This is a genomic window from Haloprofundus marisrubri, assembly GCF_001469955.1.
GTDB classification, from domain to species: domain Archaea; phylum Halobacteriota; class Halobacteria; order Halobacteriales; family Haloferacaceae; genus Haloprofundus; species Haloprofundus marisrubri.
Genome location: NZ_LOPU01000018.1, coordinates 331,470 through 357,780, shown reverse-complemented (window position 1 = coordinate 357,780; position 26,311 = coordinate 331,470). Strand labels below are relative to the sequence as shown.

Sequence of the window (26,311 nt, the reverse complement as noted above, 5' to 3'; positions counted from 1 at the left end):
GTTGGGGGCGAGATGCTTCAACGCTCGTTTCGGCGAACTCGTCGACAGAGAGCGGGGTCAGCCTCACCCCGATACCGTCGCGTTCGTCGATACCGAGACGCCGTCGAGGTAGTCGCCGTCCGGGCCGACCCACGTTCCCTCGGGGCCGCACTCGGTTCGGAGTCGACAGATTCGCGTCTCGGCCGGCCACAACGCTCGAATCTCACCGTCTTCGCGGAACAGCGTGAGTTCCTGTCGGTACGTCACCGACTCGCCAGCGGGTCCGACGAACGTGACGACGAGGTCGACTTCGCTCGCGTTCTGTGGGAGCGGAACCGAAGCGCTGTCGGTATCACCGCCTGCGCGGTCCAAGTTCGTCACCTGCGCGCCGTCGGGCGTCACCGTCCACTCGACAGGGACGGTACCGTTGCCGTCGCCGTTTCGGCCGTCGAACCCTTCGACTGCGTATCGGGCGTATCCGCGTTCGGTCTCGATACGGATGCTGACGCTCGTACTCCCGGTCGGGACGCCGACGGTCGTCTCGGCGTCGATTCGCTCACCCCGAAGCAGTTGGAGGCGCTGGAGTTCGGGGTCGACCGGTTCGACCGCACCGGTCCACGGGCCGCGGTAGGTGAAGCGGTAGACGGTCCGATTGTCGACGGCCGCGAGCGTCTCGAAATCCCTGTCGGGGCCTTCGTCGAGCGCGTACACCACGTCGCCGTCGAAGCCGGGGTCGTTGCGGAGATACTGGAACGGGTGCGCCTGCCAGTCGCCGTAGGGGTCCGGGATGTAGACGAGCGCACGGTCGAACTCGGTTCGCTCGAACGGGTCGTACGTCGATTCGAGAACGTCGGTCCGCTGGCGGTTCTCGGCGTACGGGTCGGAGACGACGGACACCTCCGCGGCGGCGACGACGGGCACGGAAATGAGGAGGAGAGCGACCAGCGCGATGCGGGCGGTTCGGCCGGGGTGACTGGTTCGACGCCGAGCGACTACACCGGACGCCGCGTCCGCGACGGCGACGACGCCGGCGGCAGCGAACACGCCGAACGGGAGCAGCATGTCGAAGTGGTAGTACGGCCCGAGTAACTCGAAAAGGCCGTTCGCTAGGCCGTTGTGCGTCCCCCAGAAGTAGGCGTTGCCGACGGTGACGGAGACGCCGACGCCGAGAAGGAGCGCGCGGAGTGCGTGGTCGGAGAGACCGGTCGGTCGGGGAAGTGTCGGCGTTCCGGCACGTCGCCAGCGGACCACCGCAGCGCCGACGCCGACAACCGCGAGGAGCGTCCCGAGACTTCCGGCGGCGACCCACTCGGTGAACAGCATCGTCAGCGCCTCGAGGGAGACGCGCGCCGCCAGCGCCGGGGTGTAGTCGACGACGTAGCCGAGAATCTCACGCTCGCCGAAACCGAGGCCGTCCCGGGGCGCGAACGCGGCGTACGGAAACAGGAAGGGGTCGCCCGTCACGGTGGCGTTGTAGCCGAGCGTCGCCGCGACGCCGGCGAGGCCCGGGACGGCGACGGCAACTGTCCGAATTAGCGTCCCGCGGAAGCGGTCGGTGCCGAGAGCGCGACCGAGAACGGCCAGCGAGTGGACGATGAACGGCGTAGCGAACAGTACGGCCGTGTACTGCCGGGCGAAGAAGGCCGCGCCGATGGCGACGCCGGCCGCGAGCGCCCAGCGACGACTGTTCTCTCTGGCCGCGCGGACGTAGGCGACGGCGAAACAGAGGTTCAGAAACGTCGTCGGCGCGTACGCGAGATAGACAGATGAGGTGAACAGGAACAACGGCGACGAGAGGACGAACGCACCGGCGAGGAGGCCGACGCGACGGTCGAACGCCATTCGGCCGAGGACGGCGACGAGTGCGACATTGCCGGCGGCGACGACGACGAGTGCGGCGGCGTATCCACCGGTGAGCGCGCGCGACAGCGCGAACATGGCGGGAACGACCGGCATGTACTTGCCGTACATCCGGAGCGTCTCCCCGCCGTCGTCGACGACGAAGAACCACGGTCTGACGACATCGGCGAGTGCGCCCGGTCGGAGGAACAACTGCCCGTCCAGCAGCATCGCCGCCTGTAGCAGGTAGACGCCCTCGTCGTCGTTGACCGAGTGATAGGCGAACAAGTCGGTCGCCAGCCAGCCGACGACGGCAGCACCGAGAACGGAGAGGAGAACGAGGCCGAGTGCGAACGTCCGACGCCGAAGGAAGGGGAGAATCGACGCCGAGCGGAGACGGCGCAGAGCCGACGGCATCAGCGGTCGACGACGGTTTCGGCTCCCTCGGGGAACCACGAGAGGTCGTGCGCTGCCGCCAGAGAGAGCGAGACGCGGTCGCCGCGGTCGAGGCGCACGTCGTGGTTGTGCATACAGCTCACGGTCTCCCCGGAGTCGAGTTCGATTTCGTACAGCGCCGTGGGACCGAGGTAGCGCCGGGAGGCGACGACGCCGGAGCCGTCGGGGTTGGGCGTCGCTTCGAGGTCGTCGGGACGAACGAGCAGTTCTATCGCGGAGCCTTCGTACTCGGGGGCGAGGCCGTGAATCCGCTCGCGCGGTATCTCGCCGAGCGCCGTCGAGACGCCGTCGTGGCCGACAGTCCCCGAGAGGAAACTCGCGTGGCCGAGGAAGCTAGCGACGAACCGGGATTCGGGGTGCTGAAACACCTGTTCGGGGCGGCCGATTTGCTCGATACGACCGGCGTTGACGACGGCGACGCGGTCCGACATCGACATCGCCTCCTCTTGGTCGTGGGTGACCGAGACGGCGGTGACGCCCGCTTCTTTGAGGATGCGCCGGACCTCCTCGCGCATCCGGACCCGGAGGTCCACGTCGAGGTTCGAAAAAGGTTCGTCCAAGAGGAGTACGTCTGGTTCCGGCGCGAGCGACCGTGCGAGGGCGACGCGCTGCTGTTGGCCGCCGGAGAGTTCGTCGGGGTAGGAGTCCCGTTGTGCGGAGAGACCGACGAGTTCGAGCAGTTCCGTCACACGCGCCTCGCGTTCGTCGTCGTCCCACTCCTTCAACCCGAAGGCGACGTTCTCGCCCGCGGTCAGATGCGGAAACAGCGCGAACTCCTGAAAGACGACGCCGACACCGCGCTCCTCGGGCGACCGGAACGAGCCGTTTCCGGAGACCACGTCGCCGTCGAGGCGAATCTCGCCCCCGTCGGGTCGCTCCAACCCGGCGACGAGTCTGAGTGTCGTCGTCTTGCCACAGCCGGACGGGCCGAGCAACGTGAGAATCTCGCCGTCTTCGACGCTGAGCGAGAGATTCTCGATGACCGTCTCGTCGCCGAAGCGTTTCGAGACGTCGTCGATTTCCAACACCGACTCCGTCGCCGGTGTCGATTTCTGCGCCGCGCGTGCTCTCGTGTCGTTGACCATCGTGTTATCGCTCATCGTCGTTCACCGCCGTTAACCGCGAGTCGCTGTCGCCGAATCGCCGTCGTCACGTCGTCGCTCGTCGTTCGCGGGGCTCCGCTCGTCGTTCGTATCATCGTTGTATGGGTCGTTACTGTCGTATCTGTCGGTTCTACCGTAGTCGAGAGGTGTATCATTTGACGTCGTAACCCTCCTGTGAGACGATGACGAGCATCGAGAGGCCGGAGACGGCCAAGAGGATGAGCGCCGGGACGGCCGCACGGCCGAAGTAGCCCTGACTGTACGCCGACCAGACGCGCGTGACGAGCGTCTCGAACCCCGTGGGTGCGAGAAACAGCGTCGCCGGCAGTTCCTTCATCGTCGTCAGGAAGACGAGCGCCATCCCGCCGAACAGTCCCGGCGCGACCAGCGGCAGCGTCACGCTCCGGAACGCGCCGCTCGGCGTGCGGCCGAGCGTTCGCGCCGCTTCCGGCAACTTGGGGTCGACACGGAGGAACGACGCCCGAAGCGACCCGACCGCCTGTGGGAGAAAGCGGACGACGTAGGCGAACACCAGAAGATACAGCGTCTGGTAGATGGGTTGGGCGTAGGATGTGCCCAGATAGACGAGCGCCAACCCGATGACGACGCCCGGAACCGCGTAGCCGACGTACGTCGCGCGTTCGGTGAGCGTCGCAACTTTTCCTCTGTGGTGGGCGGCGATGTAGGCGACGGGGAACGCGAAGACGGCGGCGACGGCGGCGGTGGCGGCGGCGACGCCGACGGAGTTGAGGACGTACGAGATGTCGAACGCCAGCGTCTCGCTGCCGACGTCGCTCGCGCCGCGGAAGAACCACGTTCCGAGAACCGCCAGCGGGACGACGAGCGCCAGTCCCGCGACACTGCCACAGAGTCCGAGTGCGGGTAGTTTCCACCGGCCGAGTCGAACCCGGTCGGTCGCTCGGCCGCCGCCGTACACCTGTTCGTCGCCGCGGATGCGCGACTCGGCGGCGAGGATAAGAAGCGTCACGGCGACGAGTTGCAGCGACAGCAGCGCCGCGAAGTCGCGGCCGAAGGCGTTGAACTCCACGAAGATAACCCGAGTAAACGCGTCGAAGCGCATGATAGCGGGTGTCCCGAAATCGGAGAGGGTGTACAATGCAACGAGCAGCGACCCCGCCGCGACGGCGGGTCGAATCTGGGGAAGCGTCACGCGCCGGAACGCTTCCCAGCGGGTGTGTCGAAGCGTCCGCGCCGCCTCGACGAGCGTCGTGTCCATCGATTTCAGCGCCGCGCGCGTCGTGATGTAGACGTACGGGTAGGTGTACAGCGTGAGCACGAGCGTCGCCCCGCCGAGGCCGTAGAGTCGCGGCAGCGACTGGACGCCGAGCGGTTCGAGCAGTCGTTGCAGCGCCCCCTGCGGACCAAACGCCGTCACGAACGCGAACGCGCCGATGTAACTCGGGATGACGAGCGGAAGCGAGACGGCGACGGTCCAGAAGCGTCGAAACGGCAGGTCGGTCCGAACCGTGAGATACGCCAGCGGGACGCCGACGAGAATCGACGCCGCGGTGACGGCGACGACGAGGGCAGCGCTGTTGGCGAACACTTCGAGCGTCTGGGGGCGAAGCGAGAGCGCGAGCGCCTCCGAGAGGCCGACGTCGAACGCGAGGCGGACGAGCCAAATCAGGGGGAGAAGAACGAGCGCGGCCACCGTCGCGGCCGCGAGCGAGACACCGAGCCGTGGTGTCGACTCGGCGAGGGACTCCGCGGAGTCGACCGACTGAGTCGACTCCGTGGCGTCGCTGGCGGTGTCGTCGGGTCCGGGAGCGTGTTCGGCGTCCATCTGTATGTTCGGTGTGTAGATGCGGCGGGTCGGCGAATCGGCGAGTTGGCGAATCACCGAATCGACGAGTCGGTGAGTCCGCAAACGGCCGCGCTCAGAGCACGCCGACGTCGCGCATGAGGTCGACGGTGGCTTCGAGGTCGGCCAGTTCGGTCAGGTCTATCCCCTGCGGCGGGTTTAACTCGTCGATACGCGGGAGGTCGCCGACGGGGTCGACACCGGAGACGAGCGGGTACTCGAACGTCTCACGAGCGAAGTAGTCCTGCGCCTCCGCCGACAGCAGGTGGCGAACGAAGTTCGCACCGAGTTCCTGCTTGTCGGAGGTGTTGAGCGTACACGCGCCGGCAACGTTGAAGATGCTGCCCGCGTCACCGTTCGTGAATGCCGTCGCCAACGGCGTCTCCTGACCGCGGCCCGCGAGGATGCGCTGGATGTAGTAGTGGTTGGCGAAGCCGACCGAAATCTCGCCGTCGGCGATGGCCTGACAGACGAGGAACTCGTCGCTGTACTCCTGAACGCCGAGGTCCAACATCCCCTGTAGCCACTGGCGGGTCTCCTCGTCGCCGCGCAGCACGCGCATCGCGGTGACGAACGCCTGAAACGACCCGTAGGTCGGTGCCCAGCCGACCTCGTCTGCGAACCGCTCGGTGTCGGGGAACGCGGAGATGTCTGTCGGAATGTCGGATTCGGACCACTGGTCGGTGTTGTACGGAATCGTCCGGGCGCGGCCCGAGGTGCCGGTCCACTGGCCGTCGGGGTCTTGGAACTCGTCGCGGACGAGTTCGAGTACGTCGTCGGGGAGCGCGCTCGTTCGACCCTCCTCGGCGAGCGTCCCGAGCGACCCAGCGTTGACGGAGTAGAACACGTCCGCGGGACTGCCGTCGCCCTCGGTGAGAATCTGGTTGACGAGGTCCGACGACCCCGCGTAGCGAACCTGCACCGAGAAGTCGTCGTACAGGTCGTCGATGAAGCCGACGAGTTCGCCGACGAGCGCCTCGCCGCGCCCCGAATAAACCGTGAGTTCGCCCGACAGCGCGGGCATCGCCGCCATCGAGGTGCCACCCTCGATAGAGCGGTCGCCGAACGGTGACCGCCCCGACCCGATTTGGCCGATACTCTGGGAACTGTTGTCAGTACCGCCGCCACCACTTCCACTGCCGAGTATGTCGTTACAACCGGCGAGACCAGTGATACCGGCCGTTACGCCCGCTGCGACGAGGCGACGCCGACTGAGGCGTCGCGTGTCGTTTCGCTCCATATACTTTTAGGCCGTCCTAAAACATATAGAGATACCGATTCGCTCGGTCGGTGGTCGATGGCCGATGGCTGGTTGTCAGTCGTCGCTCGCAGCGAGCGGTTCCGCGTGGAGACTTCCATCGGTGGACTCCAACGCCGTCAGACAGTCCAACCACTCGCGCATCCGCTCGCCGACGAAGGTGTAGAACGCGCCGTTGTTGTACTCGTCCCAGTCGCCCTCGGCGAGTTCGTCGGCGATGGCCTCGAACACACCTGCATAGGTCTCGCAGTCGCCGCCGACGTCGTCGACGAGTTCCCAGAGATGCTCGTTCAGTTCCAGACCCGGCACTTCGTTGTTCAGGTCGTCGAACGTCGGCCGCGGGGCCTTGTTGTGTTCGCAGAGCGGCCGACCGTTGACGATGTCCTTGTCGAGCACGTCGGCGGCGCGTTTGAGGAAGACGCCCGACCAGATGTCGTCGAAGCGGCCGACCTCCCACTCGTTGTCGTCCATCGGGAGTTGGTAGAACGCCGGGACGACTTCGCGCTTGAACGCGAGGTTCATCGAACAGACGGTGAGATACTGGCCCCGGTCGGCGACGAAGTCCCCGTCGAAGTCCTCGGTAGAGGTCCGGGTCTGTGCCTGCCCGCGGAGGTCACCGTCCATCAGGATGCGGACGGCGTCGAGGTCCGGCACGTTCGTCCACAGTCCTTGGGAGGCGACCACATCGTCGACTTCTCGGCTGTCGGTTTCGACCGTCTCGTCCATCGCCGCGTACGGGTAGCCGCGGGGGTAGAGTCCGTGTTCGTCGAAGTTCTGGTAGAGAACGTTCACCCACTGTTCGTCGGAGCGGACGCACTCCATCTCGCCCTCGTAGCCGAGATTCTCGAAGTGACGGCCGAAGAAATCCTCCTCCGAGTGCGGGAGCGTGTCGTCGTCGATGAAGACGCCGTACTCGAACTCGTGTGCCCACAGATAGAGGAGACCGAAGGAGGTCTGCGCGTGGCTGGCGGCCGGAATCAGGTGCGAGAACTCCGAGAGTCCGTACGCCTCGAACCACTCCTCGCGTCGACTGCCGTCGAACACCTCGCCGGAGACGCCCTCCTCGTCGAGCATCGCTTGCATCGCCGCCGTGTCGCAGAAGTCCTCGGTGACGAGGACGACGTGGAGTCGGTCGAGGTCGAACTCGTGTTCGCGGGCGTTCTCGAAGTACGCTCGCATACACTCGTACTCTCGTATCGTCGGAACGATGACGCAGGTGTCGGCACGCATGGTCGTTGTACTGTACCTTTTAGGATAGCCTAAAAAGCCTGCCGATTTTTAGGATTGCCTAAATTGGAGGGCCGAGGCGAGCGAGTGCCGGTGACGACCGCGTCAGTCCAACTCGCGGGCGATGACGTCGCGCATCACGCGAATCTCCTCGGCAGTGTAGACGAGTTGTTCTTCACCGACGGAGAGAGACAGGGTGCCGTCGTCGGTCGCCTCGCCGAGTTCGAGCACGGGTGCAGCGCCGTCGAACGTCTCGCGGACGCGTTCGGGGTCGGTCGTCTCGACGACGGCGCGGCCGGGCGTCTCGTCGAACAGCGAAAGTGCGCCGTCGACGGTGACGTCGGCACCCGCGTTCTCGGTGACCATCTCCGCCAGCGAGACGGCCAGACCGCCGTGGCTCACGTCGTGGACGGCGAGCGTCGTCTCGTCGTTGGCGACGGCGGCGAGTTCGGCGACGACCTCCGCCGGGTTCTTCGGGAGTTCGGGGAACTTGTCCGACCCGCCGGCGTGTGCGAGGTATTCGGAGCCGCCGAGTGCGCCGCCGCCGGTACCGACCAACAGGAGCGTTCCCTCACCCGAGAACGCTGCGGGCGGCGCGTCGTAGCCGTCTTTCGTCCCGACGACGGCGAGCGTCGGCGTCGGCGGAATCGGCCCCGTCACGGAGTCGTTGTACAGCGAGACGTTGCCACCGACGACGGGCGTCGAGAGGTCGCGGCACATGTCGGCGAGGCCGTCGACGATGCCTTTGAAGCCGCCGTACACCTCGGGTTTCTCGGGGTTGCCGCCGTTGAGACAGTCGACGGCGGCAAGCGGTGTCGCCCCCTTCGCAGCGAGGTTGATGGCGTTTTCCAACGCGACGGCCCGCGCGCCGTCGTACGGCGCGGCGCTCGTCCACTTGGGGTTCGCCCCCGAGGAGAACGCCAGCCCTTTCTCGGCTTCTCGAATCGCCATCACCGCGGCGTCGTCGCCGGGTTTCACTGCCGTCCGAAGGCCGACTTCGTGGTCGTACTGGCGGTACACCCAGCGCTTGCTCGCCGTCGTCGGACTGCCGACTACAGCCTCAAACGCCTCGGAGAGGTCGACTCGCGGGAGGTCGCGTTCGGGTTGGTCAGGGTCGACGGCGTCGAGGTCGTTCATCGGCGCGCCGTCTGCCAGATACTCGGCGGGTACGTCAACGGCGACCTCGCCGTCGAAGGTGCAGACGTAGTTGCCCTCGGCGACCTCACCGATGACCGAACAGCCGAGGTCGTACTTCTCGGCGATTTCTTCGACCGCTTCGACGTCCTCGGGGCGGACCTCGTAGCACATCCGCTCTTGGGATTCGGCCAAGAGAATCTCCATCGCGTTCATGTTCGGTTCGCGCTGGTGGACCGCGTCGAGGTCGATTTCCGCGCCGAAGCCACCCTTGGCGACGAGTTCGGAGGACGCGCCGCCGAGGCCTGCCGCGCCGAGGTCGCGCGCCGACTGGACGAGACCGGCGTCGACGAGGTCCTCGTTGGCCTCGATGAGCAGTTTTTCCGTGTAGGGGTCGCCGACCTGCACCGCGGGGCGGTCTTCGGTTTCGGCGTCTTCGGCGAGGTCCTCGCTGGCGAACGACGCGCCGCCGAGGCCGTCGCGGCCGGTGCCGTTGCCGACGAGGACGAGTTTGTTTTCTGCGTTCTGGGCTTCGGCGGTGACGAGGCGCTCGGCCGGAAGAAGGCCGACGCAGGCGACGTTCACCAGCGGATTCCCCTCGTAGTCGGAGTGGAAGTCGACGCTTCCCGTCACTGTCGGAACGCCGATGGCGTTGCCGTAGTCGGCGATACCTTCGACGACACCCTCGAAGAGATACCGGGAGTGTTCTTCCGAAAAGTCGCCGAAGTACAGCGAGTCGGCGAGCGCGATGGGGTAGGCCCCCATCGAGAGCGTGTCGCGGACGATACCGCCGACGCCCGTCGCCGCGCCGTCGTAGGGGTCGACGTAGGAGGGGTGGTTGTGGCTCTCGATGCCGAGGGTGACGTAAGTGTCGTCGGAGACGGCGACGACGGCGGCGTCGTCACCGGGACCGACTACGACATCTGGACTTTCGCTGTCGAACGCCGACAGCAGCGGTCGGGACGAACGGTACGCACAGTGCTCGCTCCAGAGGTTCTCGAACAGCGCCGCCTCGGCGGTCGTGGGTTCGCGGCCGAGTTCGGCGACGACGAGTTCGTGGTCGGCGTCGGAGAGGCTCATTCACTTCCCTGTTCAGAAAGCGTCGATAAATCCCTTTTCATGTGCACGTACGTGTCTATCGGCGAGAGAGAACGAACGCGGTGGGTCCGAGTCAACGGGATTGATTCCGCACTCTGGCGTGAGATTCCGGTAGTTCTATGATTGCACGTGGTCACATCGGCGACTAATGGACGAATCACGCCTTTGGGGAGGAATCGGCATCCTCATCGGGCTTGCAGGCATCGCCATCATACTGTTCTACCCGGACTCGGAGTTCCTCACGATGATTGCGGAGGGCCATATCACCGAGTTCACGGTGCTCTACGGTCTGGGCGTCATCCTCGCCGTGTTGTTCACGATGCTCATCATCGGTCCGAGCATGCTCCGCAGCAGGTAGCGGTCGGGACCGGCGAGTTTTTTTAGACACCCTTCCAAAGGCTCTTCGTGTTATCGGTCGAACTGCACGCGCACTCCGCGCTGTCGTACGACGGCCGCGACCCCGTAGAGTTACTGCTCGAACAAGCCGCGGCCGTCGACCTCGACGCGCTGGCGGTCACCGACCACGACGAGATAGACGCCAGTATCGAGGCGGCCGAACGCGCCGCCGACTACGGCCTCGTCGGCATCGTCGGCATGGAGATAACGAGTTCCGCAGGACATATTCTCGCGTTCGACATCGACGAAGCGATTCCCGCCGGTCTCTCCTACGACGAGACGCTCGACCGAATCTGGGAGCAAGACGGCCTCGCGGTCGTTCCCCATCCGTTCCAGAAATCGCGCCACGGCGTCGCCCCGCACATCACCCGCGAACAGCTTGCGCGTGCCGACGCCATCGAAGTGTACAACTCCCGACTGTTGACCGGCCTCGCCAACCGGAAAGCCGAGAAGTTCGCACTCGCTAACGACCTCCCGATGACCGCCGGCAGCGACGCCCACATCAGCGAGATGGTCGGGCAAGCCGTGACCGAAGTCGGCACGAACGAGCGCCGCGCCGACGCCATCCTCGACGCCATCGCGGAGGGCCGAACCGGCGTCGTCGGCACCCGAACCCCGTGGCACATCAGTTTCCGACAGGCCGCCGGCGGCGCGAAGCGACGAATGAAACACGCAGTCACCGACTTCCTGTGATTCGCGGCACGACTCCCGAACGCGTTCGCGCCGCCCTCGCCGACCGTGACCCGTTCCCCGGAACCGCCGGGTTCGCCGGGCGTCTCGACGTGTCGCGTTCTTCTCACGATGGGCCGCTTCTCGTCCGGGACGTGCTCGGCCGACAACCGGCGTACTTCTCCGAAGACGACCCGACTGCGTGGAGTTTCGACCCGAACGACCTCGACGACCCCAGACGGCTCCCGGCGGGCCACGTTCGACGGCTCGAAGGAAGTGAGACGACCGAAGAAACCCTCGATACCGACGACGGAACTGACCCCGTCTGGACGCTTTCAGACCCGCCGGCCGACGACGACGAACCCGCGCTGAAGACGGTCCGAGACGCGGTGTTAGAGCGTGTCCGCGCCGTCGACGCCGCCGATACCGCCGTCGCGTTCTCCGGGGGCGTCGATTCGGCGCTCGTCGCCTCGGGGATGCCCGACGCACCGTGTTACGTCGCCGGGTTCGAGGGGTCGCACGACATCGAAGCGGCCCGCGACGCCGCCGAGGCGATGAACCGAGAGCACGACCTGCGCGTCGTCGAGTTTACCCACGACGACCTGACGCGGGCGGTTCCCGAAATCGTCGCGGCGACGGGCCGGACGAACGCGATGGACGTCCAAATCGCGCTGCCGCTGTATCTGGTCGCCGAACGCGTCGCCGCCGACGGCTACGACCGACTGGCCGTCGGACAGGGCGCGGACGAACTCTTTGGAGGATATGCGAAGGTGGCGAACGCCCCCGACGACCACCGCGTCGACGCCGAGACGGTCCGCGGGGCGACGCGCGAAGTGATTGCGACACTGCCCGACCAACTGGAACGCGACGTACTGACGCTCCGGGCGGCGGGGGTCGAACCGGTCGCGCCGCTGTTGCACGACGACGTCGTCTCGGCGGCACTGCGTCTCCCGGGACACCTGCTGACCGACGGCGAGGAGCGAAAGATTGCACTGCGGCGGACCGCCGAGGGCGTACTCCCCGACGCCGTCGCCGCCGCGGACAAAAAGGCCGTCCAGTACGGGAGTTTGGCGGCACGCGAACTCGACCGACTCGCCCGCCGTGCGGGGTTCAAACGTCGGATGGACGACCACGTCGGCCAGTACATTCGTTCTATCGCTGCCAGTGACGAGTAGTGGTGAGCGATAACGGGCGATAACGGGCGATAACGAAGTGAGACCGACGGGGGACCAAGACGTCGACGCCAGCGCAGTCAGCGCAGTCGGTGCGCTCGTTTCAGATGTGTACCGGCGAAGACGGGTCGTCACACAGCACCGAGTGGTGCCGGAGCGACACCGTCTTTGTACTCTCGTCGTAGTCGACGACGCCGGTGACGGCGAGTTTCGGGAGGAGAGAGTGTCGGAGACGCGACGCGTGCGTCCGTCGAGAACCGCCGAGTTGTGCGCTGAGTTCTGCAGCCACGCTCGAAAGGGAGAGTTCCGTGTCGACGGCGTCACGGAGCACGCTCAGTGTCGCCCGAGTCGCAGGCGTGGCGAACAGCCGTACCTCGGCGCTGCTCAGTTCGTCATCCAGTTGTGCCACGAACTCGGCCGCGAGCTCGGTGTCCCGAGTGTCGAGCCGATGGCCGCGCGCCAGCGTCCGACTGGACGGGTCGTACTCGACGAGTCCGGCGTCTGCGAGCTTTGGCAGGTGAACGTGGTGCAGTGAGATGGCGAGTGACTCCGACGCGGAGTCGTCGGCGACTGGGTCAGAAGCCGGCGCGTCGGACGCTCGAAGCGCCGAGACGAGTTCCGAGAGCGTCGACGGGGCGGAGTCGGCCGACAATTGGGCTACGACGTGCCGACAATGCGGATGCGAGAGCGCTGCCAGCATCCGCGACAGTTCGTCGGCGTCGTCTGGTACGGAGGGGAGTTGTTCGTCGGTCATCGCGTACTCGGCGTTGCAAGCGAACCCCAATGAGTACGAGGCCTAACCAGTTAGTGATTTTGAATGGACAGGAACGGGCTACTGTTCGAGCAGTTCCTCGAACAGTTTCTTCTGGGCGTGACGGAGATGTTGGTGGAACGTCGGCGGCGAGACGCCGAGCGACGCTGCAACGTCGTTTCCGGAACTCTCGCGGGGCCACTCGAAGAATCCCGAGTAGTACGCCGCTTCCAGCGCCGCACGCTGTCTGTCCGTGAGCGAACTCCACAGCGTCTGCGAGAGCGGGCGGTCCTCGTCACCGCGTCGGCGACTATGCCGTTGTGCGATGAGTTCCAGTTGGGGGTACGCCTCTTGGACCGCGTTGACGACCGCTCGGACGTCGGCGCTGGGTGGGAGTTCGACGGTCAGGTGGTACTCGTGGCCCTGAATCCGGCCTCTGCGGACCCGGCCACCGTGGGCGGCGGCTATCGACGACACCGGTGGTTCCGAGAGTCTGAGTTCGAATCGCACTTCGTCGAACTCGGTGGTGAACACGTTCAGCGACTCGAAATGCGGGACGTTGTCGACGAGCGAGCGAAGCGCCTCCACCGAGTTCGAGGTGGCACGTCCGTACTCCAGAAACTCGCCGTCACCCAACGGAACCGTCCGCTCGAAGCGGATGTCCACGTCGTCGTCGGGGTCGAACGACAGCGCCGCGAACAGGTCGTTGCTGTGGAAATCGATTTCGACGATGTCGTCGCTCATGAGCGCTTCCTTGCGCTCTATCGCGGCGATGGCGTGAGCGATAATCTCGCCGAGTCGTCCTACGACGCGTCGTTCGCGCTCACCGAAAGCCGCAAAGCGGTCGGTGTAGACGTTCAACACACCGTACAACGACCCTTCGTAGGCGATAGGAATCGCCGCCGACGCCTCGACGCCGAACTCGCGGGCGCGGTCGTTCCACGGTCGGTACGTCGGGTCGGTCGCGGTGTCGCGGACGACGGCGACTTCCTGCGTTCGAATCGCTCTCGCGGTCGGTCCGTCACCGGTGTCGCTGTCGTCGACGGTGATGGTGAGTCCGTCGAGGTACGCTGTCGCTCCGGCCTCGGTCCGAGGGACGACCTCACCGGTTTCGGCGTCGACAGCACCGACCCACGCGAACGCGTACGAACTCGACGCTGTGAGACGTTCGCAGACGCGGCGTTCGATTTCGTCGCGGGTCGACGACTCGACGACGGCGTGCGCGATTTCGTTGACGACTTCGTTGAGGTCGTTCAGCGTCGACAACTGCGAGCGCTGCTGTTCGAGGCGGCGCTCGCGGCGCTTTCGCTCCGTGACGTTCCGACAGACGCCGAGTCGTCCGACGCCGTCTTCGAGCGGGAACGACTCGATTTTCGTCTCCGTGTCGATGGTCCGACCGTCCGCCGTCCGAAGTTCGGCTTCCACGGTCGCACGCTCGCGTTCGTTCTTTCGCACGGCGTCGACACGCGTCAGCGCCTGCTCGTTGATGGCGTCGTCGTAGACGAGCGTCACGGACGACCCGAGCAGTCTCTCTTGCGAGTAGCCGACCATCTCCGCGTACGCCTCGTTGACGAACACGAAACGGTTCTCCTCATCGACGGCGTAGACGCCATCCGACACCGTTTCGACGATGGATTTGTACTGCTGAAGCTCTCGCTCCCGCGTTTTCCGCTCGGTCACGTCTCGGAAGTAAATCGAGAGACCGGTCTCGGACGGGTAGACAGTCCCTTCTATCCACGCGTCCACGGGGTCGTAGTACCGCTCGAACGTCGTCGACGACTGCGTGGCGAGCGCCTCGTGAATCGCCGTCTCCGACGACTCTTCGACCTCGAACACGTCCCACGCCTGCGCACCGATCAACTCGTCTCGACTGCAGTTCAGGTAGTCGAGTGCGTACTCGTTGACGTAGGTGAACCGAAGGTCCGTGTCGAGGGCGACGACGCCGTCGGAGAGGCGTTCGAACACCTCGTCGAGTTCCGTCCGAAGGCCGTCTCGCTCGCGTCGTAGCCGTCCCTCCCGGTCGCCGGGTTCCGGGTCCGGACGGAAGAGACACGCGACGTCGACTGTCCCGTCGCCGGCGTCGAACGGGGCGAATCGAAGCGAACAGCGTCGAGTGGCGGTGCCCGAACGGACGGAGACGGTAACCTGCTTCGAGGCGGAGTCAGCGTCCGAGACGGCCCGCTCCAGCGTCGACTCGACGCGCTGTCGGTCGTCGTCGACGACGAGTGCGGCGAGCGAGTCGCCCAGAAGCGAGTGGTACTCACGGTCGACCAGCGAACAGCACGCATCGTTTGCGTCGAGAACGGTTCCGCCGTCGTCGACCCGACAGACCGCCTCGTCGGCCACACGGAGCAGCGCACGCTCGAAGGACCCCTCCGTCTCTGCTTCCCGCCGGAAGGCGAAGGACCCAATGTCCTCCCGGTTTCGATTCATGCTATCGAAGGCGAAAAGACGCGGAGGGAAAAGTTCGCGGATTCCACGGTCGAAGAATAGACAGAGAAGCGTACAGTCACCGATTGGTGAATGAGTTTCCAGAGCGGGTGAAAATGCGAACAGGCGGTGTCGAACGCTCGGTCGGACGGGCGGTCACCGCGCAACCGCCTCGACACCCGTCCGGTCGCTGCTCACTACATACGGTGTTGTGGCCGGGTCTTCGCGTATAAACCTCCGGAGCGAGGTCGTCTGGCGTGGTGTTCAGCGCCGTTCGGTCGCACAGTCGATAGCGTCCAAGCCGAGTTCGACGACGTCGGCGTCGAGGTCGCTCGTCCGGAGGTCTTCGGACGTGTACCACTCCCAGACCTCTGAACTCTCCTCACCGTCTGCGGGGTCGATACGCCGTGATTCGACCGTCGCGTAGTAGATATGGTCGATATGTTGGTGGCCGACTTCGTCGCCGTGAACGTTGATATCTTCGAGCAACAGATGGCGTGGCCGCGGAATCGTCCGCGCTGTCTCGGAGGCAATATCTCGCTGGTCGGTCAGCAGTGTCGGGGGCAGTCCCGTCTCCTCGCGGGCCTCTCTGAGCGCCGCCTCGTGCGGGAGTTCGTCTCTGTCGACGTGGCCGCCCGGTGGCAGTCTGAGGTTCAGACGCTTGTGTTCGTGTAGCGCCGTCGCGCCGTCGTTGACGATGTACACCGTCGCCGTGAAATGCCGCGTCGTCTCCATGCCGGGCGGTTGGCGCGGGCGGCTATAATCGCCGTGACTTCACGGCGGCAGTAGCAGTCGCTCGAAAGCAGTGCAACGACAGAAAACGGTCGAAACGGGGTGTCGAAGCGCAGTGCGTTCGCGGAGAGTCCGACTACGGCAGGTGAACCTGCTCTTCGGCTTCGAGCAGTTCGTGGTAGCGGTTTCGGATGGTGACTTCGCTGATGTTGGCGACGTCACTGACCTCGCTCTGTGTGACTTTCTCGTTCGTCAGCAGCGACGCCGCGTAGACGGCGGCGGCCGCGAGGCCCACCGGCGACTTACCCGAGTGGACGCCCTGTTCTTTGGCGTTTTTGAGCAGCTTTCGGGCGCGTCGCTCGGCCTCGTCGGAGAGTTCGAGGTCCGAGGCAAACCGGGGAACGTAGCTCTCGGGGTCGGCGGGCTGAATTTCGAGTTTCAGCTCGCGGACGACGTAGCGGTACGTCCGCGCGATTTCGTCCTTCTCGACGCGGGAGACGCTCGCAATCTCGTCGAGACTGCGCGGCGTCCCCGCCTGTCGGGCCGCGGCGTAGAGGCTGGCCGTCGAGACACCCTCGATAGAGCGTCCCGGCAGCAGGTCCTCGTTGAGTGCGCGGCGGTAGATGACCGAGGCCGTCTCGCGGACGTTCTCCGGGAGGCCCAACGCAGAAGCCATGCGGTCGATTTCGCCGAGCGCCTGTTTCAGGTTGCGCTCCTTGGAGTCGCGCGTGCGGAAGCGCTCGTTCCAAGTTCGCAGGCGCTGCATCTTCTCTCGCTGACGGCTGGACAGCGAGTTGCCGTAGGCGTCTTTGTTCTGCCAACCGATGTTGGTCGACAGCCCCTTGTCGTGCATCATGTTCGTCGTCGGCGCGCCGACGCGGGACTTCTGGTCTTTCTCCTTCGAGTCGAACGCGCGCCACTCGGGGCCACGGTCGATGCCGTCCTCCTCGACGACGAGGCCACAGTCTCGACAGACTGTCTCGCCGTGTTCGGTGTCGCTAGCCAACTGTCCGCCGCACTCCGGGCAGTTTAGCGTCTCGTCGGCTTCTTCTTCGTTCTCTTCTTCGTCTCTCTGTCGGGTTCGCTCGCCCGTGAACCGTCGGACACTGTCAGTCATTGTTGGGGGGTGGGTGGGGTGGTGGAGAGACGCCTCTCTTGTAGACTTGTTCTCCATTCCATTGTTCGGAAGCGATTTACTTAAGTCTGGTGGCTGTATTCGGCCGCGAGACGCCTCGAAAACTGCATTCAGGCGTGTCGAACCGTCGGAATTTCCGATGCAGAACCGGACCGCTCGGGACCGACCCAGACTGGCGTTTGGTCACGATGGGGGTATTTTTCGCTTTCGCCGAGGGCAGTCCCAGCGCCGTCTCACAGTGCATCGAAACCCTTACTCCCGGCCCCCGACACCGAATCGGTATGAGCGATACGTCCGTCGACGCCGACGAAGTGCGTCACGTTGCGACCCTCGCGCGGGTCGACCTCGACGACGACGAAGTCGAGGAGTTCACCGCGCAGTTCGCCGATATTCTCACGTACTTCGACGCACTCGACGAGGTGCCCGAAGTCGACACCGAGACCGAACTGGTGAACGTGATGCGACCCGACGAGGTCCACGAGGGTCTCAGCCAGGAGGAGGCGCTCTCGAACGCCGCCGAGTCCGAAGACGGCTTCTTCAAAGGACCGAAGGTGTCGTAGATGTCCGCGGACCTCAACATCTTCGTCACCGAGGAGACGCTCGACTCCGACGCCGACGGCCCGCTAAGCGGCAAAACAGTCGCCGTCAAGGACAACATCAGTACCGAAGGCCTCCGCACGACCTGTGGCTCGGCGATGCTCGACGACTACGTTCCCCCGTACGACGCGACGGTCGTCGAACGCCTGAAAAACGCTGGTGCGACCATCGTCGGCAAAGCGAACATGGACGAGTTCGGGATGGGGTCGACCACCGAGACGTCGGCGTTCGGCGCGACGAAAAACCCCGTCGACCCAGAGCGGGTCCCGGGTGGGTCCTCCGGTGGCTCCGCGGCGGCAGTCGCAGCGGGCGAGGCCGACCTCGCACTCGGCACCGACACCGGCGGGTCGGTCCGCAACCCCGCGGCGTTCTGCGGCGTCGTCGGCATCAAACCCACCTACGGACTCGTGTCTCGCTACGGCCTCGTCGCCTACGCGAACTCCCTGGAGCAGATTGGCCCGTTCGCACCGACCGTCGAAGAAGCGGCCGAGCTGCTCGACGTCATCGCAGGCCCGGACGCCAACGATGCGACGACTCACGACGAAGGGGCGGATTCGGACTACGCCAGCGCCGCAGACGGCGACGTCGACGGTCTGACCATCGGCGTCCCCACCGAACTGGTAGAGGGCGCAGACGACCGCGTCGTCGAGACGTTCGAGGCGGCGCTCTCGGACCTCGAAGCACAGGGCGCGGAGACGACCGAAGTGAGCCTCGAATCCGTCGGCCACGCGGTACAGGCGTACTACGTCATCGCCATGTCCGAGGCCTCCTCGAACCTCGCGCGGTTCGACGGCGTCAGATACGGGAAATCGGGCGGCTACGACGGCAACTGGAACGAGTCGTTCGCCCGCGCCCGCGAGGAGGGCTTCGGCGCGGAGGTCAAACGCCGTGTGCTTCTGGGAACGTACGCGCTTTCGGCGGGTTACCACGACAAGTACTACAAGAAAGCACAGGACGCCCGCGCGTGGGTTGCCCAGGACTTCGACGCCGCCTTCGAGGAAGTCGACGTGCTGGCGTCGCCGACGATGCCCGTCCTTCCGCCGAAACTCGGCGAGAGCCTCGACGACCCGCTCCAGTTGTACCTCACCGACGCGAACACGGTACCAGTAAACCTCGCGAACCTCCCGGCCATCTCGGTGCCGGCGGGCGAGGCTGAGGGCCTTCCGGTCGGCCTGCAACTCATCGGTCCGAAGTTCGGCGAGGAGACGATTGTTCGGGCCGCGAGCGCCGTCGAGAACTGAGAGTCGGCGTTCTGATTTTCGGAGTCGTCCGACGACAAAGCAAGTGGACGCCAGCGACGACTCAGTCGAAATACTGCGCGTGAAACTGTTCTGGACTCTTCGAGAGGTAGATAGCACCCTCGATGATGCCGACGATAGTCGGAATCCCGGTCCAGAAGAACAGCAGGTAGAGAATTCCGAAACCCGTGCGCCCGAGGTAGAACTTGTGTGCGCCGATCGTACCGAGCAGAATCGCCAACAGTCCGGCGACGAGACGGCGGTCCTCGCCGAGGCTGTCGGCGTACTCCGTCGCCGTCGACTCCGGGCCGACGCGGTGTCGACCCTCTCCTCCGGGCTGTTTCGCGCCGCACTGCGGGCAGAACGACGCTGTCCGAACTATCTCGTCGCCGCACTCGCGGCAGTACGCCGTCTCCGTCGACTGTTCGTTGCGGGCGGTTCGCTGGGTTGAATCGTCAGAAGTGCTGGAAGCATCGGAAGCGCCGGAACCGTCGGCCGTCTCGTCGGCGACGGTCGAATCGTGTTCGCGCGAGGACATATCACGACGTACAGAAGTGTGTGTGAAATAGCTGGCGCCGTCGGCGCGAGGTGAATCAGTTTGTAGCTCCAGACCACCGCAACAACCGACAGCGCCGCCGACGAAGGAGTCCGAGCGACGACGCTACCGACGCCAGTACTCGGGCGTCAGAAGGACGAGCACCGGGAGAATCTCCAGCCTGCCAATCCACATCAGCACGACCATCAAGAGCTTCGAGGCGTTCGAGAACTCCAAGAAGCCGCCCATCGGACCGAGGAAGCCGAAACCGGGACCGACGTTGCCGATGGTCGTCGCGGAGGCACTTATTAGCTCGAACACGGAGATATCGAGGCCGATGCGGACGGCGTCCAGTGCGAGCAGTACCGTCGCCACCGCGAAGATGACGAAGTAGAGCAGCGTGAACGCGTAGATACCGCGAACGGCCCGCTCGTCGACAGTACGGCCCCCGAGGCGGACGGGCCGAACCGCCTCCGGGTGTGAAGTTGTGAACAGCTCTCGGCGGATGGATTTGAGGATGACGTACCAGCGGACGATTTTGATGCCACCACCGGTCGAACCGGCGCTACCGCCGATAAACATCGCAAAGAGCAGGAGATACTTCGTCGGCGCACTCCACGCGTTGAAGTCGAGACTGGCGTACCCCGTCGTCGTCACCATCGCCAGAACTTGGAACAGTGCCGCCCGTATCGACGGTTCGACGCTCCCGACGATGGCACCGGCGGTTTCGACGACGTACGACGCGTCGTACGTTCCACCGGTGGGGACGCTTTCGGGTGTGACGAACCCGCTACCGCTGAACAGGAGTCCGGCGATGACCGCCGTGAGCGCCGCGACGATGCCGAGGTACGCACGGAACTCCGAGTCCTCGAAGAGCTTCCGAGGGTCACCCGTCAGCGCTCGCCAGATGAGCGCGAAGTTGATGCCGGCGACGACCATGAAGGGAATGATGACCCACTGTGCGGCCGCGGAGAACGCCTCGATACTCCGCGCTTCCGGTGAGAACCCGCCGGTCGGCATCGTCGTCAACCCGTGGGCGACGGCGTTGTACAGGTCCATGTTGGGGGCCATCCCGCCGCGGTGGAGGCCGTACAGGAGCAGGATTTCGAGGACCGTGAATCCGAGGTACGCGCCCCACAGCAATCGGGCCGTCTGAGCGATGCGCGGCGTGAGTTTCTCGATGCTCGGGCCGGGTGCTTCCGCGTCCATCAACTGCGCGCCCCCGACAGAGAGTTCGGGGAGAATGGCGACGGCGAGCACGACGATACCCATCCCGCCGAGCCACTGCGTCAACTGTCGCCACATCATGATACCGCGAGAGTGGGTGTCGAAGGAGATGTCGCCGAGAACCGTCGACCCGGTCGTAGAGAAGCCGCTCATGCTCTCGAACAGTGCGTTCACCGGGTTAGCGAGCGTCGACGACGAGGCCAGCGGCGGGAGCAGAAACGGAATGCCGTGGGCTTCGACGAGATACGGAACCGCGCCGACGACAGCGACGGCAAACCACGTCAGCGCGACCATCAGAAAGCCTTCTCGGGCGGTGAGGTCCGGTTCGGGGTCGAGTCGCTCCAACCACGTTCCGAGCGCACCCGTGACGAGCATCGTCACGAGAAACGGCACGACCGACTCGCCGTAGTAGAGGGCGACGGCGACCGGAAGCATGAGCGGGACGACCAGATACTTCAGCACCGTCCCAACGAGGCTGAGACTCGCGCGGTAGTCGACACGGAGGCGCATCGACTGCCAGCGATTCAACGAAGATGTCACGAGTGCGGGTCAGTTTCGATGGTGGGAGTATGAACGTAGTGGAATGCGGACGTGTCCGAAGCAAAGCGTTCGAAGACGCGAAATCCGCCCTCGCTCAGAGTTGCGGCGTCACGTCGTCGAGCACCTCGGCGTCGACGAAAACGACGACGTGGTCGCCGGGTTCGACGACGGTGTCACCGCGCGGGGTGACGAACTCGTCGTGGCGGGTAATCGCGCCGACGACGACACCCGATGGGAGGTCTGACATCACCTCTCTGATGGGCCGACCGACGAGGATGCTGCCGTCGTCGACCTCTATCTCCAGCACTTCGGCTTTGTCGCTCTCGATGAGCGCGACGTTCTCGGCACCGCCCTCGTGGGTGAAGCGGGTAATCTCCTCGGCGACGACCTCTCGGGGGTTCAACCCCACGTCGACGCCGACGGTCTCGAACAGTTCGACGTAGGCCGGGGTGTCGATTATCGCAACCGTTCGGCTCGCACCGAGACGGGTTGCCAACAGTGAGACGAGGAGGTTCTTCTCGTCGGAATCGAGCGCGGAGACGACGACGTCGGCGTCACCGACGTGTTCGCGTTCGAGGAAGTCGGCGTTGGTCGCGTCGCTCTCCATCACGATGGTGCCCGGCAGTTTCTCGGCGAGGCGTCGCGCCCGGTCGGGGTCGTACTCGATGAGTCGCGGGCGCAGTCCCCGTTCTTCGAGGAGTCGGGCGACGTGGTAGCCGACTTCGCTGCCGCCGACGACGACGACTTCGTCCGGCGCACCCGGAGAGTCCGCGGGGACGAGGGCGTCGGAGAACGCTTGGACGCTCTCGGGACTCCCGATGACGACGACTCGGTCGCCGGGACTGATGACCGACTCACCGCGCGGGATGGCGACCGACCCGTTCCGGAGGATAGCCGCGAACGTGAGCGAGTCGAAGCGGTCGGCCTCGCGGACGGTCTGGTTGGCGACCGGACTGTCGGCGCTCACCTCGAACTCCGCCATCTGGACGCGACCCTCAGCGAACGGGTCGACGTCGCGGGCGGCGGGAAGACCGATGATGCGGACGATGGCCTCCGCCGCCAAGAGGTTCGTACAGACCATGAAGTCGATGCCGAAGGCGTCGCCGGACTGTTGCCACGTGCGGAGATGCTCGGTGTTCTTCACGCGCGCGACGGTGAACACGTCGCTGACGGCTTTCGCCGTCGCGCAGGCGACGATGTTCGTCTCGTCGTTGTCCGTCGTGGCGATGAGCATGTCCGCTTCGTCGATGCCAGCATCGCGCAGCACCGAAAGCGACGTGCCGTCGCCTTCGATAGCGAGAACGTCGAGCGAGTACGTGAGGTCGTCGACGCGGTCACCGTCGCGTTCGACGACGACCACCTCGTGGCCCCCGTCGAGGTCCGAAGCGATGCTTTCGCCGACCTGACCGGCGCCGATGATGATTACGCGCACGGCGCATCCGCACCTCTGTTCATATCTGTCGGGTGTTGCCCGCCTACATTTGTCTTTTCGTCTCGGCGTCGAGCGGATGTCGCATCAAAAAAGCCCGAGAGACGGACTCACGGGGACCAAGCAGACAGAGCAGACAGAGCAGACAGAGCAGACAGAGCAGACAGAGCAGACAGAGCAGACAGAGCAGACAGAGCAGACCGAGAAGGCCGAAAGACAGTGAAAACGGTGACGGCTACAGTTCGTCCGGTCGGTCGCGGACGTTGAGCGTCACCGAGCGTTCGCGGCCTTCGAGGTCGGCGACGACGCGTTCGACGACGCGTTCGGCCTCCTTGACGACGAGCGGTTTTATTTTTCCAATCACCCAGTCGAAGGAGACGAACATCGGCAGGTCCAGCACACCGTGTGCGCTGTCGGGGTCGAACTCCACCTCGAAGACGACCCGACACGCCGTGTCGGCGTCGGCGGGCGCGTCTTCGGGGAGTTCGTCGAGCGGTTCGACTAGCCAGCGTCCGCTCGCGTTTATCGTCTTCGTCAGTCGCCACTCGATTCGATGCGGCGGATGCAGTTCGGTCACCTCAGAGTGCGCGGTGTAGGTCAGTTTCCACCACTCAAAGCGGAGTGCGTACTCGGTACCCGTAGCGTCGTCACTGCCGGCGTCGCCACCACCAGTAGCGCTGCTGTCGCCGCCGTTGTAGGCACGGACGTCGGTAAGATACTTCGAGTAGTTCGCGTATCGGGGGAAATCGACGAGGAACTCGTACACCTCCTCGGGCGGGAGGTACACGACCGTCGAGACGGCAATCTCGTCCACGGCAGAAGATGTTTAGCCGGTGGCGTAAGCGTTGCGGGACTCCGGCGTCCGATGTATCGACCCATTCGGTGGTCGAAACACCCAATCTCGACCGGTCGGACGACCCCTCACAGCGCTGCCATGTTATTGCCCCACACATTTAGGCAGGCCTAAGAATCGACGCTTTTATTGGATTTAGGCGAACCTAAACGGGTATGCAACGACGCAAGTATCTGGGTCTCAGCGCAGGGGCGCTGGCGACCGCACTCGCTGGCTGTTCGGATAGTACGGACGAGTCGACGCCCTCGGGCGGGTCGAACTCCACCTCGTCGGCCGAAGAGACCGAGGGGTCGACGACGGCGGCGGAGGAAACCGAGACCGAGACGGAGACCGAACAGAGCCAGTCGTACACGGTTTCGATGGCCCCCGTCGGCGACGTGACGTTCGAGTCGGTGCCGGAGACGTGGCTTGCGTACGAGTCCGGGTACGCCGACATGGGCGTCGCACTCGGACAGACCGACGGACTGCTCGCCGTCGGCAACAAGGCGCGCTACCACACCCAGTACTACGACGAAATCGACGGCGTCAGCGTCGACAAGGGGTCGCTCACGCAGTTGATGGGCGACAGTTTCCAGATAGACAAGGAACTGCTCTACGAACTCGACGCCGACGTCCACGTCGTCGACCCGAACTGGCTGGTCAGCGGGTCGAGTTTCGGCTTGGAGATGGCCGACGTCGAGGAACTCCGCGAGAACGTCGGCCCCTTCATCGGCAACACCATCTTCCGGCGGACGGACTCCTCGTGGCACGACTACGAGTACTACACGATGTACGAGGCGTTCGAGAAAATCGCGCAGGTGTTCGACCAGCGGGAGCGCTACGAGGCGTTCAAATCGATGCACGACGACTACGTCTCCTCGGTCCAGTCGGAACTGCCGGCGGAGTCCGAACGTCCGAACGCGCTGTTGACGTTCCCCGCCAGTGAGGACCCCAATCAGCCAGAGGAGTTCTACCCGTACCGACTGAGCGACCAAGGCACGAACAAAAAGCAGTTCCACGACCTCGGCATTCAGGACGCCCTCGCGGACACCGGCGTCAGCGGTCTCTCGACGAGCGAACGCGGGACCGTCGACTACGAGACGATGCTCGAAGTCGACCCCGACGCGATACTCGTTCGTGGCCACGAGGACAAATCCGCCGAGGAGTTCGCCAACACGGTGCTGTCGTTCATGCAGCAACACAGCGTGGCGAGTCAACTCTCGGCCGTCCAAAACGAGATGGTGTTCCGCGGCGGCCCCATCTACCAAGGCCCCATCCAACACCTGTTCACGCTCGAACGCGCCGCCACGGAGTTCTTCCCCGACACCTTCGAGGGCGAACTGTTCGACCGGAGCGCCGTCTCCGACGTCGTCTCCAACTAATCCGGGTACTTCGGAGAACCAGAGTTGGCGGAATCGTCGAGGCAATCGGGACCGAATCCAACTGTTTCGGTCCACCATCACTCGCGTCGAATCCGCTGCGAGCGGCGGCAACGTCTCGGTACTGAGAAATCTGGCGGTGTGGTAGTGGCGAGAGTATCCGAGGGCGGCGCGACGACGCCGCTTACTCGAACTCGTCCGAGACGTCCGCGCGAGATGAAGTAACGTACTCGTCGGCGTGGGAGTCCGTCGTCCCGTTCGCACTGGTTTCGACTCGGCCTTCTTCTCTCTCGAAAATCGCCACCGTCTCACCGCCGGTGACGACGATTTCGTAGTCGAGATACACGAAGCCGACTTTCACGTTCGAGGGTCTGCTCTGTCGAGGCGTCTGCAGGATGTTGTCGAGTGCGTCGGCATCGACGTAGGACCGCAGCGGTGGCAGTCCACGAGGCGTGGTGTTCTCTAGAGTTGCGACCGTACTGACGACCGCTTCCGTCGCGGTGTCGAACTCGCCGAGCGAAACCGACGTAACGAGTCGCGCATCGGCGTCGTGAGTCGCGGTGTCACTCGTCTCGTCGCTCACCGGAGACACCTCCCATCGGACGGCGCAAGCGGGAGGGTAGAGCGAGAATCAAGCCAACAAGAGATGGATATCACGGGTGTCGCTACAGTATATCTCCGCATACTTATATTGAATAGAATAAGGTTCAGGAAATGCGGCTAAATGTTCCGATATTCAGGTATACTGTCCGTGTTCGTAAATTTCATCGACTGCTGAGAGTCTTGAACAGTGATATTCGTCGGACATTCTGTTCAGTCGGGGATACGCATTTACAAGGAGACGGATAGTGGAGGGATATATGACAGATAACCTCGGGTTGCCCACCGAGGAGACTATCGCGTCGAAACTGCGTGACGGACGCGCAGTCGAGTTGTTCGACGTTCTGAGCGACAAACGTCGCCTCTGGGTCGTCGACCATCTATTCGACGCGGACGGCCCTGTCTCCATAACCACGCTCGCCCGGATGCTCACGGCGATAGAAACCGACACCAGTATGGCCGCCCAATCGCGTGAGAGTTCCCGGCCGGCGTACATCAGCCTCCATCATCGCCACGTGCCGAAACTCGTGCAAGCCGATGTCGTCGTCCACAACGAGGACCGCCAGACGCTCGAACTCGCCGATAGCGTCGAACTCTCTCCCTTGCTGGCAACGTTCTTCGTCGAACACGGTATGGAAACCTCGAACTGACCCGCAACGGGGGTTTAGGCAGTCCTAAAAATCGAAGTTCTTTTGACCGAGGGAGACGCCAGTGTGAGCCATGAAACGTCCGA

22 protein-coding genes are annotated in these 26,311 nt (G+C 64.6%); 7 read left to right on the top strand and 15 right to left on the bottom strand.

Going from position 1 to position 26,311, the window contains the following annotated elements:
* Positions 1 to 63: 63 nt before the first annotated feature.
* The 6 genes from AUR64_RS07535 to purL all read right to left on the bottom strand — a co-directional run bounded on the left by AUR64_RS07535 (position 64) and on the right by purL (position 9,898).
* A complete protein-coding gene (locus AUR64_RS07535) occupies positions 64 to 2,235 on the bottom strand; it encodes an ArnT family glycosyltransferase (protein WP_058581323.1) in 2,172 nt (723 codons plus the stop codon).
* A complete protein-coding gene (locus tag AUR64_RS07530) occupies positions 2,235 to 3,374 on the bottom strand; it encodes an ABC transporter ATP-binding protein (RefSeq protein WP_058581322.1) in 1,140 nt (379 codons plus the stop codon). The genes AUR64_RS07535 and AUR64_RS07530 overlap by 1 nt, the downstream gene beginning before the upstream one ends.
* Before the next feature lie 154 nt (positions 3,375 to 3,528).
* Positions 3,529 to 5,181, bottom strand: coding sequence for an ABC transporter permease (locus AUR64_RS07525; RefSeq protein WP_058581849.1), 1,653 nt, complete (start codon positions 5,179 to 5,181; stop codon positions 3,529 to 3,531).
* 94 nt (positions 5,182 to 5,275) lie between these two features.
* Positions 5,276 to 6,439, bottom strand: a complete 1,164-nt coding sequence (locus AUR64_RS07520) for an iron ABC transporter substrate-binding protein (protein ID WP_058581321.1) — start codon at positions 6,437 to 6,439, stop codon at positions 5,276 to 5,278.
* Between the two features lie 75 nt (positions 6,440 to 6,514).
* Positions 6,515 to 7,687: an alpha-1 4-glucan-protein synthase gene (locus AUR64_RS07515; RefSeq protein ID WP_058581320.1), complete on the bottom strand. Its 1,173-nt coding sequence runs from the start codon at positions 7,685 to 7,687 to the stop codon at positions 6,515 to 6,517.
* A 102-nt stretch (positions 7,688 to 7,789) separates the two neighbouring features.
* Positions 7,790 to 9,898 carry a phosphoribosylformylglycinamidine synthase subunit PurL gene (purL, locus tag AUR64_RS07510; RefSeq protein ID WP_058581319.1) on the bottom strand — a complete coding sequence of 703 codons (2,109 nt, stop codon included), beginning with the start codon at positions 9,896 to 9,898 and terminating at the stop codon, positions 7,790 to 7,792.
* A gap of 166 nt (positions 9,899 to 10,064) precedes the next feature.
* Between purL and AUR64_RS07505 the strand changes: the two genes are divergently transcribed.
* The 3 genes from AUR64_RS07505 to AUR64_RS07495 are packed head-to-tail and all read left to right on the top strand — an operon-like array spanning position 10,065 to position 12,156.
* Complete coding sequence (locus AUR64_RS07505) at positions 10,065 to 10,274, top strand: hypothetical protein (protein WP_058581318.1); 210 nt, start codon at positions 10,065 to 10,067, stop codon at positions 10,272 to 10,274.
* Between the two features lie 47 nt (positions 10,275 to 10,321).
* Positions 10,322 to 11,005: a PHP domain-containing protein gene (locus AUR64_RS07500; protein ID WP_058581317.1), complete on the top strand. Its 684-nt coding sequence runs from the start codon at positions 10,322 to 10,324 to the stop codon at positions 11,003 to 11,005.
* Positions 11,005 to 12,156, top strand: coding sequence for an asparagine synthase C-terminal domain-containing protein (locus AUR64_RS07495; protein WP_155120568.1), 1,152 nt, complete (start codon positions 11,005 to 11,007; stop codon positions 12,154 to 12,156). Before AUR64_RS07500 ends, AUR64_RS07495 begins: the two co-directional genes overlap by 1 nt.
* A gap of 100 nt (positions 12,157 to 12,256) precedes the next feature.
* Here AUR64_RS07495 and AUR64_RS07490 read toward each other — a convergent pair whose 3' ends face one another.
* The 4 genes from AUR64_RS07490 to AUR64_RS07475 all read right to left on the bottom strand — a co-directional run bounded on the left by AUR64_RS07490 (position 12,257) and on the right by AUR64_RS07475 (position 17,183).
* Positions 12,257 to 12,907, bottom strand: a complete 651-nt coding sequence (locus tag AUR64_RS07490; protein ID WP_058581315.1) for a DUF7344 domain-containing protein — start codon at positions 12,905 to 12,907, stop codon at positions 12,257 to 12,259.
* Between the two features lie 78 nt (positions 12,908 to 12,985).
* The gene (locus tag AUR64_RS07485) at positions 12,986 to 15,337 is read right to left on the bottom strand and encodes a bacterio-opsin activator domain-containing protein (RefSeq protein ID WP_058581314.1); all 2,352 of its coding nucleotides are present in this window, start codon (positions 15,335 to 15,337) and stop codon (positions 12,986 to 12,988) included.
* Positions 15,338 to 15,598: 261 nt separating this feature from the next.
* Positions 15,599 to 16,069: an NUDIX hydrolase gene (locus AUR64_RS07480; protein ID WP_058581313.1), complete on the bottom strand. Its 471-nt coding sequence runs from the start codon at positions 16,067 to 16,069 to the stop codon at positions 15,599 to 15,601.
* Between the two features lie 133 nt (positions 16,070 to 16,202).
* The gene (locus tag AUR64_RS07475) at positions 16,203 to 17,183 is read right to left on the bottom strand and encodes a transcription initiation factor IIB (protein ID WP_058581312.1); all 981 of its coding nucleotides are present in this window, start codon (positions 17,181 to 17,183) and stop codon (positions 16,203 to 16,205) included.
* A gap of 299 nt (positions 17,184 to 17,482) precedes the next feature.
* Between AUR64_RS07475 and gatC the strand changes: the two genes are divergently transcribed.
* Together gatC and gatA are read left to right on the top strand one after the other, a co-directional pair.
* Positions 17,483 to 17,761: an Asp-tRNA(Asn)/Glu-tRNA(Gln) amidotransferase subunit GatC gene (gene gatC, locus AUR64_RS07470; RefSeq protein ID WP_058581311.1), complete on the top strand. Its 279-nt coding sequence runs from the start codon at positions 17,483 to 17,485 to the stop codon at positions 17,759 to 17,761.
* Positions 17,762 to 19,039, top strand: coding sequence for an Asp-tRNA(Asn)/Glu-tRNA(Gln) amidotransferase subunit GatA (gatA, locus tag AUR64_RS07465; RefSeq protein ID WP_058581310.1), 1,278 nt, complete (start codon positions 17,762 to 17,764; stop codon positions 19,037 to 19,039).
* Positions 19,040 to 19,100: 61 nt separating this feature from the next.
* Here gatA and AUR64_RS07460 read toward each other — a convergent pair whose 3' ends face one another.
* The 4 genes from AUR64_RS07460 to AUR64_RS07445 form a co-directional block, all read right to left on the bottom strand.
* Positions 19,101 to 19,574, bottom strand: coding sequence for a zinc-ribbon domain and TM2 domain-containing protein (locus tag AUR64_RS07460; RefSeq protein ID WP_058581309.1), 474 nt, complete (start codon positions 19,572 to 19,574; stop codon positions 19,101 to 19,103).
* A 123-nt stretch (positions 19,575 to 19,697) separates the two neighbouring features.
* A complete protein-coding gene (locus AUR64_RS07455; protein WP_058581308.1) occupies positions 19,698 to 21,308 on the bottom strand; it encodes a TrkH family potassium uptake protein in 1,611 nt (536 codons plus the stop codon).
* A 124-nt stretch (positions 21,309 to 21,432) separates the two neighbouring features.
* Positions 21,433 to 22,770 (bottom strand): Trk system potassium transporter TrkA, encoded by a 1,338-nt coding sequence (gene trkA, locus AUR64_RS07450; protein ID WP_058581307.1) that lies wholly within the window; start codon positions 22,768 to 22,770, stop codon positions 21,433 to 21,435.
* A 232-nt stretch (positions 22,771 to 23,002) separates the two neighbouring features.
* Complete coding sequence (locus AUR64_RS07445) at positions 23,003 to 23,581, bottom strand: type II toxin-antitoxin system RatA family toxin (protein ID WP_058581306.1); 579 nt, start codon at positions 23,579 to 23,581, stop codon at positions 23,003 to 23,005.
* Positions 23,582 to 23,775: 194 nt separating this feature from the next.
* On the opposite strand from AUR64_RS07445, the gene AUR64_RS07440 reads away from it, so the two are divergent.
* The gene (locus AUR64_RS07440; RefSeq protein ID WP_058581305.1) at positions 23,776 to 24,981 is read left to right on the top strand and encodes an ABC transporter substrate-binding protein; all 1,206 of its coding nucleotides are present in this window, start codon (positions 23,776 to 23,778) and stop codon (positions 24,979 to 24,981) included.
* Positions 24,982 to 25,162: 181 nt separating this feature from the next.
* On the opposite strand, the gene AUR64_RS07435 is transcribed toward AUR64_RS07440, so the two are convergent.
* Positions 25,163 to 25,561, bottom strand: a complete 399-nt coding sequence (locus AUR64_RS07435) for a HalOD1 output domain-containing protein (RefSeq protein WP_058581304.1) — start codon at positions 25,559 to 25,561, stop codon at positions 25,163 to 25,165.
* A 277-nt stretch (positions 25,562 to 25,838) separates the two neighbouring features.
* On the opposite strand from AUR64_RS07435, the gene AUR64_RS07430 reads away from it, so the two are divergent.
* Entirely contained in the window at positions 25,839 to 26,228 is a 390-nt protein-coding gene (locus AUR64_RS07430) for a DUF7344 domain-containing protein (RefSeq protein ID WP_058581303.1), read from the top strand.
* Positions 26,229 to 26,311: the final 83 nt, after the last annotated feature.

Excerpts from the sequence above, each read along its gene's own strand:
- AUR64_RS07455 (WP_058581308.1), bottom strand. The coding sequence starts at position 21,308 with ATGCGCCTCCGTGTCGACTACCGCGCGAGTCTCAGCCTCGTTGGGACG.
- AUR64_RS07505 (WP_058581318.1), top strand. The coding sequence starts at position 10,065 with ATGGACGAATCACGCCTTTGGGGAGGAATCGGCATCCTCATCGGGCTT.
- AUR64_RS07460 (WP_058581309.1), bottom strand. The coding sequence starts at position 19,574 with ATGTCCTCGCGCGAACACGATTCGACCGTCGCCGACGAGACGGCCGAC.
- gatC (WP_058581311.1), top strand. The coding sequence starts at position 17,483 with ATGAGCGATACGTCCGTCGACGCCGACGAAGTGCGTCACGTTGCGACC.
- purL (WP_058581319.1), bottom strand. The coding sequence starts at position 9,898 with ATGAGCCTCTCCGACGCCGACCACGAACTCGTCGTCGCCGAACTCGGC.
- AUR64_RS07480 (WP_058581313.1), bottom strand. The coding sequence starts at position 16,069 with ATGGAGACGACGCGGCATTTCACGGCGACGGTGTACATCGTCAACGAC.
- AUR64_RS07430 (WP_058581303.1), top strand. The coding sequence starts at position 25,839 with ATGACAGATAACCTCGGGTTGCCCACCGAGGAGACTATCGCGTCGAAA.
- AUR64_RS07485 (WP_058581314.1), bottom strand. The coding sequence starts at position 15,337 with ATGAATCGAAACCGGGAGGACATTGGGTCCTTCGCCTTCCGGCGGGAA.
- AUR64_RS07440 (WP_058581305.1), top strand. The coding sequence starts at position 23,776 with ATGCAACGACGCAAGTATCTGGGTCTCAGCGCAGGGGCGCTGGCGACC.
- gatA (WP_058581310.1), top strand. The coding sequence starts at position 17,762 with ATGTCCGCGGACCTCAACATCTTCGTCACCGAGGAGACGCTCGACTCC.
- AUR64_RS07535 (WP_058581323.1), bottom strand. The coding sequence starts at position 2,235 with ATGCCGTCGGCTCTGCGCCGTCTCCGCTCGGCGTCGATTCTCCCCTTC.
- AUR64_RS07525 (WP_058581849.1), bottom strand. The coding sequence starts at position 5,181 with ATGGACGCCGAACACGCTCCCGGACCCGACGACACCGCCAGCGACGCC.
- AUR64_RS07520 (WP_058581321.1), bottom strand. The coding sequence starts at position 6,439 with ATGGAGCGAAACGACACGCGACGCCTCAGTCGGCGTCGCCTCGTCGCA.
- AUR64_RS07490 (WP_058581315.1), bottom strand. The coding sequence starts at position 12,907 with ATGACCGACGAACAACTCCCCTCCGTACCAGACGACGCCGACGAACTG.
- AUR64_RS07475 (WP_058581312.1), bottom strand. The coding sequence starts at position 17,183 with ATGACTGACAGTGTCCGACGGTTCACGGGCGAGCGAACCCGACAGAGA.
- AUR64_RS07515 (WP_058581320.1), bottom strand. The coding sequence starts at position 7,687 with ATGCGTGCCGACACCTGCGTCATCGTTCCGACGATACGAGAGTACGAG.
- AUR64_RS07530 (WP_058581322.1), bottom strand. The coding sequence starts at position 3,374 with ATGAGCGATAACACGATGGTCAACGACACGAGAGCACGCGCGGCGCAG.